This is a genomic window from Nocardia sp. No.11 (genome assembly GCF_038752175.1).
Lineage (GTDB): Bacteria > Actinomycetota > Actinomycetes > Mycobacteriales > Mycobacteriaceae > Nocardia > Nocardia canadensis.
On record NZ_JBCGFB010000207.1, the window covers coordinates 1 to 5826 of the forward strand.

Here is a 5826-nt window from a genome sequence, read left to right on the forward strand (position 1 = left end):
CGGGCGGTTCGGCGCCGGGCTTGGCCACCGGGAGCACGCGGGTCGGCTCACCGGACAGCATCGGCGCGCGTGGCCGCGTCGGATCGGGCGACATCGGCGGCCGCGGCCGGGCGGGCTCGGCGGGGTCGGTGTGGTCGGTGATCTTGTCCAGGTGCGCGGTCGGCGCCTCGGCCTCGATCTCGGCGACCGTGCGCGGGCGGCGCGGGGTCTTGGCCAGCTTGCTGTCGGGGACCGCCGTCATCTGCATGGTCGGCGGATCGGTGATCGGCGTGGTCTTCACCAGGTCGACCACGGCGCCCTTCTGCGGACGCTCGTCGTCGAGGATGGGCTCGCCGAGGCCGATCCGCTCCTGGATCCGCTTCATCCACTTCGGCGCCCACCAGCAGTCGTCGCCGAGCAGCTTCATGATCGCGGGCACCAGCAGCATGCGCAGCACGGTCGCGTCGATGAACAGCGCCGCGATCATGCCGTAGGCGATGTACTGCATCATCACCATGTCGGAGAACGCGAACGCGCCGGTCACCACCAGCAGGATCAACGCGGCGGCGGTGATGATGCGGCCGGTCTGGGCGGTGCCGATCCGTACCGCCTCGGTGGTCGACGCGCCCTGCGCGCGCGCCTCCACCATGCGGGAGAGCAGGAAGACCTCGTAGTCGGTCGACAGGCCGTAGATGATCGCGATGATCAGCATCAAGACCGGCGCGCTGATCGGTTGCGGGGTGAAGTTCAGCAGCCCGGAGCCGTTGCCGTCGATGAAGATCCAGGTCAGGATGCCCAGCGTCGAGCCGAGGCCGAGCGCGCTCATCAACGCGGCCTTGATCGGCAGCACCAGCGAACCGAACGTCAGGAACATCAGCACGAAGGTGCTGAACAGCACGATCAAGATCATCCACGGCATCAGCCCGAGCAGCGTGTCGATACTGTCGGCCATGAGCGCGGGCTGACCCGTGACGTACATCTCGACGCCGTCGGGGACCTCGATCGACCGCAGATAGTCGATGGTCGGTTCGGCACCGCCGGTGGGATCGACCAGGGTCGCCGAGGTGCGATAGATCGTCCGGTTGTCCTGCGGGTTCGACGGCACGCTGAAGGGGCCGACCAGCCCGGGCGCCTGGTTGGCTTGCTTCCACACCTGGCCGATGGCGTCGGTGTCGGCCTTGTCGCCGGACCCGACGACGAAGACGAGCTGGATGGGGTCGGTCTTCTTCTGCGGGAAGACCTCGTAGAAGTGCTCGAGCGCGACACGGGTCTCGTTGTCCGGCGGCAGGTACTTCTCGTTGATGCCGCCGAAGGCGAGATTCTTGACCGGGATGATCAGCAACAGCAGGCCGACCGTGACCGGGATCGCGATCTTGAGCGGGTGCTTCATCACCCATCGGGTGAGGTTGCCCCAGAAACCGTTCTCGATCTGCTCGGCGGTCTTGTTCTTGCGGAATCGCTTGAGGCCGAGCATGTCGACGCGCGGACCGAGCACCGCCAACATTGCGGGCAGGATCGTCACCGCGGTGAGCGCGGCGAGGGAGACGGTCGCGATGGTGCCGTAGGCGACCGAACGCAGGAACCCCTGCGGGAACAGCAGAACGCCGCCGAGGCTGGCGATGATCATCGTCGCGGAGAACACGACCGTTCGCCCGGCCGTGACCACCGATCGCCGCACGGCGGCCTTGGTGTCGTAGCCCTCGGCCAGTTCCTCGCGGAAGCGACTCACGATGAACAGGCCGTAGTCGATCGCGAGGCCGAGACCGATCATCGAGACGACGCCGGTGACGAACGAGTTGACCTCGGTGAAGTTGGACAGCACCATCACCAGGCCGGTCGCGCCGAGGATCGTCAGGCCGCCGATGACCAGCGGCAGCGCGGCCGCGACGATGCCGCCGAAGATGAAGAACAGCAGGATCGCCACGGCGGGCAGCGCCAGCACTTCCATCCGCTTGGTGTCGTGCGCGATGGTGTCGTTGAGCGTGACACCGAGCGGCTGGAGGCCCGAGACCTCCACGTCGACGCCCGGGATGTAGAAGGCGTCGGCCACCACCCGGTAGTTGGCCATGCTGGTGGAGTCGTTGTCACCGACGATGGCGATCGAGGCGAACGCGTGCTTCTTGTCCTTGGACCCGAACGCCGACGGCGCGGAGGGCGCGTCGCCCACCTTCCAGTAGGTGCCGTTGATCTTGCCGATCTGATCGGGATACTCGGCGACCAGCGAGGTCAGGTTGTCGACGACCTTCTTCTGGAAATCCGGGTCGTCGATCGTCTTGCCCTCGGGGGCGTTGTACATCACGATCACATCGGCCATGTGATCGCGCCCGAACGCGCCGTCGGCGATCTGCGCGCCCTGCACCGATTCCGAGCCCGGGTCGAACCAGCCGCTCTGCGTCAGGCGATCGCCGAGACCCGTGCCGTAGGCGCCCAGCGCCAACATGGCAGCACCGACCACACCGATGACGGCGAAGCGGAACCGATAGACCAGATCGCCCCAGCGGGTGAACACTTAAGCGACTCCTTGACCAGGGCGAGACGTGAGTAGTGCCGACAGCGGCCGGAAAGGCTGCAGCCAGGCACCCTCGTCGGGCAGCGAATCGAGGCTCACCCGCGGTAGCGGCTCCCGGAATACTCCCGGGATGTCCTCGAGGTCGACGAACTCGAGAGTATCGGAAGTCACCGCCCAACTCGCGTGCTCACGGAAACCGAGAACCTGAGCAGGGATTCCCTTGGCGGCGATGGCTTCCAGTGGTTCGCGGAAGGCCTGACCGTCGGCCGAGGCCACCATGATGCCCGCCAGACCGCCGTCGCGCTCGCGCATCGCGATGTGCGCCAGCATGTCGGCGTCGACGTCGGAGTCCTCGTCGATCTTCGGTTTCGCGAAGACCGCGAAACCGACGTTGCGTAAGGCCTCGACCCACGGCCGGACCACGTCGGCGGTGCCGGGAGCGATATTGGTGAAGACGGTGGCCTCGGCTTCGATGCGGCCCTTCGCGCCGACCGACAGCTCGGCCGTGCGCGCGAGCAGCCAGCGGCCGAGCGCGTCGAAACGGGGACGATAGGCGGCGGTGGGACGACCACCGAGGATGGCGCCGAGTCCCATGTCGAGGTTCGGCGCGTCCCAGACGAGCAGGACGCGTCGGACATCGGAGCCGGAACTGCTCAACGCCTCGCTGCCGGCTGCTCCCTGGGCGATATCCGGCATCTCGGTGGCGATCTCACTCACGCTCATCTGTCGATCTTCCCCCATATGAACTCGTTGATGGCGCTACCGGCACGCAGGCCTTTGCCCTCGAACTTGGTGACGGGCCGTTCGAAACCGATCGGCGCGGTGACGCGGTTGGCCGCGCTGTCGCCGCCCGTGGTGTCGTTCAGGCCGGTGAGCAGCGGTTCCGCCGAGCCTACTTCGAGGATGTGCTCGGCGTAATCGGCGTGGTCGGTGGCGACGTGCAGCACGCCGCCCGGCTTCAGCCTGCTGGCGATCAGGGCGAAGGTCGGCGCCTGCAGCAGCCGCCGCTTGTGGTGGCGGGCCTTGGGCCACGGGTCGGGGAAGAACACGCGGACGCCGGTCAGCGACTCCGGGGCAACCATGCTCTCCAGCACGTCGACAGCGTCGCCGCGCAGCAACCGGATGTTACCGATCTCCTCGCGCTCGATCTGGCAGACCAGCTGGGCCAGACCCGGCTGGTACACCTCGATGCCGATCAGGTTCAGGTGCGGTTCGGCCTGGGCCATCGCGGCCGTGGCGGTACCGGTGCCGCAGCCGATCTCGATGACCAGCGGAGCGCTGCGCCCGAACCAGGCGTCGGCGTCGAGCGGCTCGTTGGCGACGTCGCGACCGATCACCGGCCAGGTGCGCTCCCAGGAGACCTGCTGATTCGGCGTCAGCGCGCCGCGCCGCGAGCGGAAGCTCGTGACGCGGGGATAGAGCCGGGAGCCCGTGGTCGAGCGGCGGCCCGCCTCGTGCGGTATCTCGGACAGCTTGGGATGGGCCGAGCCGGTGGACGGCTGCCCCGGCACCGACTCGACAGGGTGGTTGGCGGCGTCGTTCACGCCGTCCATTGTCCAGCATGCGCGGAGCTACGTCGCAGGCGCGTGCGCCCGCCCGGACCGCGCGCCGGGGATCGGTGCGGTGTAGCGGCGGTGTTGCCCCAGGTCGGCAGACGGTTCCCGACGGCCGCCGACCCCCGGATCTGACAGAATGCCCTCCGAAAAGGGGGTGCGCAGAATGTCGACAGTCACCGAATCCGCGCAGTCACGGACATCTGACCAGCTCGACCAGCTGATCTCGGCGCTGCGGACCGGTCGGGGGACCGATCCGGCGATCGCCGAGCAGCTGGCCGCCGCGGTCGCGCGGCGGCGCAGGCCGCTGCACATCCAGGTCGCGGGACGGGCGCTGAGCGGGCGGTCCACCGTGCTGCGGGCGCTGGCGTTGCTGTCGGCGGAGGAGACCGCGCCGGTCGATCAGCCCGACCAGCCGGATCCGGTGCTCGACGGTGACCTCGTCGTCTATGTCCTGGCCGGTGCGCCGCAGACCGCCGACCACCGCGTGCTCGCCACGCTGCCGCCGGGGCGCGGGGTCGTGGTGCTGAACAAGGCCGACGCGGTGGGGGCCCGCTGGGGTGACGCGGTCGCGGCCGCCGAGCGGTCCGCGCGCGAACTCGGGCTGCCGGTCGTGCCCGTCGTCGCTTCGGTGGCCGCGCGGACCAGGGCGGGCGCGGTGGACGCGGCCGACCTGTCCGACCTGCGTCGCCTGGCGGTCGGCCCGGATGTGCCGTCGGTGCTGTCGGCCGATCTGTTCATCGGCACCGGCTCCGATCAGGACGCGCGCAGGCGGCTGATCGCCCACTGGGACCTCTACGGCGTGGACTGCGCCCTCACCGCCCTGCGCGCCGACCCCGATCTGACCTCGGCCGCGCTGATCCAGATCCTGCACTCGGCGGGCGGTGTCGACCCGCTGCACCGGCTCGTGCACCGCCGCTACGAGCAGGTGGAAGCGGTGCGCGGGGGCGAACTGCTCGACGAGCTGGTCCGCCTCGCCGCGCGCGCCGTCCCCGCCGACGGCGGCCACGCCCGCGAGCTGATCGAGCAGTACCTCGCCGGTGACGACGCGCTGTGGGCCGGACTGTGCGCCGGACTGGCCTGCCCGCAGGTCGCCCACCTGGCCGCCGGTTACCCCTCGCCCGCACCGGCCGACGCCGACGAGGCGCTCGCGCGCGCGTCCCGCTGGCGGGCCGTGGTCTCCAGCGATATGCCGCCCGCCGCCCGCCGCGCCGCCCTGCGCGTGCACAACGGCTACGTGCGCGCCTGGGAACGGATGACAAGTGCCGGGCTCTGACCAACCGGCCGACCCGCCGCTGTCCGACGAGCTCGCCGCCGTCGTCGAGCGGTGGAATCCGCAGGGCTCGGCCCTGCTGCGCGCGATGGACCAGGCCGGCACCGGCTCCACCGTCGCCTTCTACGCGGTCGACGACGCCAACACCACCCTGCTGCGCACCGAGCTGGCCCGCTTCGAACCACGCGTCGACCTGACCGATCCGGCCGCCGTCACCGCGTCGGCCGATCCGCCCACCGCCCTGATCGTCTTCGACGCGGGCAGCGTGCTCGGCGCCGACATGCTGGTCCTGATCGAGCGCCTGCGCGCCGCCGGTCAGCGGATCGTGCTCGCCATGAACGGCTTCCACGCCTATCAGGACTGGCAGGCGATCCGCGAGCGCAGCCTCGCCCTGCTCGCGGCCCGCGGGGTCACCGACCTGCCGATCCTGCCGGTCTCGGCCCGCCTGTCCGCCGCGGCCCGCGCCGCCGACGACTCCGCCCTGCTCGACCGCTCCGGCCTTGCGGCCCTGC

At 70.0% G+C, this 5826-nt stretch carries 4 protein-coding genes and 1 pseudogene; 2 read left to right on the top strand and 3 right to left on the bottom strand.

Annotated elements, in window-relative coordinates:
* From V8688_RS30960 to trmB, 3 genes are all read right to left on the bottom strand, one after another.
* Positions 1 to 2488, bottom strand: a 2488-nt coding sequence (locus V8688_RS30960; protein ID WP_342802282.1) for an MMPL family transporter, incomplete at its 3' end; no start/stop codon positions are given.
* Complete coding sequence (locus V8688_RS30965; RefSeq protein WP_218718518.1) at positions 2489 to 3211, bottom strand: NYN domain-containing protein; 723 nt, start codon at positions 3209 to 3211, stop codon at positions 2489 to 2491. It abuts the gene before it with no gap.
* Entirely contained in the window at positions 3208 to 4041 is an 834-nt protein-coding gene (trmB, locus tag V8688_RS30970; RefSeq protein ID WP_342802283.1) for a tRNA (guanosine(46)-N7)-methyltransferase TrmB, read from the bottom strand. The genes V8688_RS30965 and trmB overlap by 4 nt, the downstream gene beginning before the upstream one ends.
* A gap of 166 nt (positions 4042 to 4207) precedes the next feature.
* Between trmB and V8688_RS30975 the strand changes: the two genes are divergently transcribed.
* Together V8688_RS30975 and V8688_RS30980 are read left to right on the top strand one after the other, a co-directional pair.
* Positions 4208 to 5317 (top strand): hypothetical protein, encoded by a 1110-nt coding sequence (locus V8688_RS30975; protein WP_342802284.1) that lies wholly within the window; start codon positions 4208 to 4210, stop codon positions 5315 to 5317.
* A pseudogene (locus V8688_RS30980) lies at positions 5304 to 5826 on the top strand (hypothetical protein); the annotation flags it as partial. The gene V8688_RS30975 and the pseudogene V8688_RS30980, both read left to right, overlap by 14 nt.

Excerpts from the sequence above, each read along its gene's own strand:
- V8688_RS30965 (WP_218718518.1), bottom strand. The coding sequence starts at position 3,211 with ATGAGCGTGAGTGAGATCGCCACCGAGATGCCGGATATCGCCCAGGGA.
- V8688_RS30975 (WP_342802284.1), top strand. The coding sequence starts at position 4,208 with ATGTCGACAGTCACCGAATCCGCGCAGTCACGGACATCTGACCAGCTC.
- trmB (WP_342802283.1), bottom strand. The coding sequence starts at position 4,041 with ATGGACGGCGTGAACGACGCCGCCAACCACCCTGTCGAGTCGGTGCCG.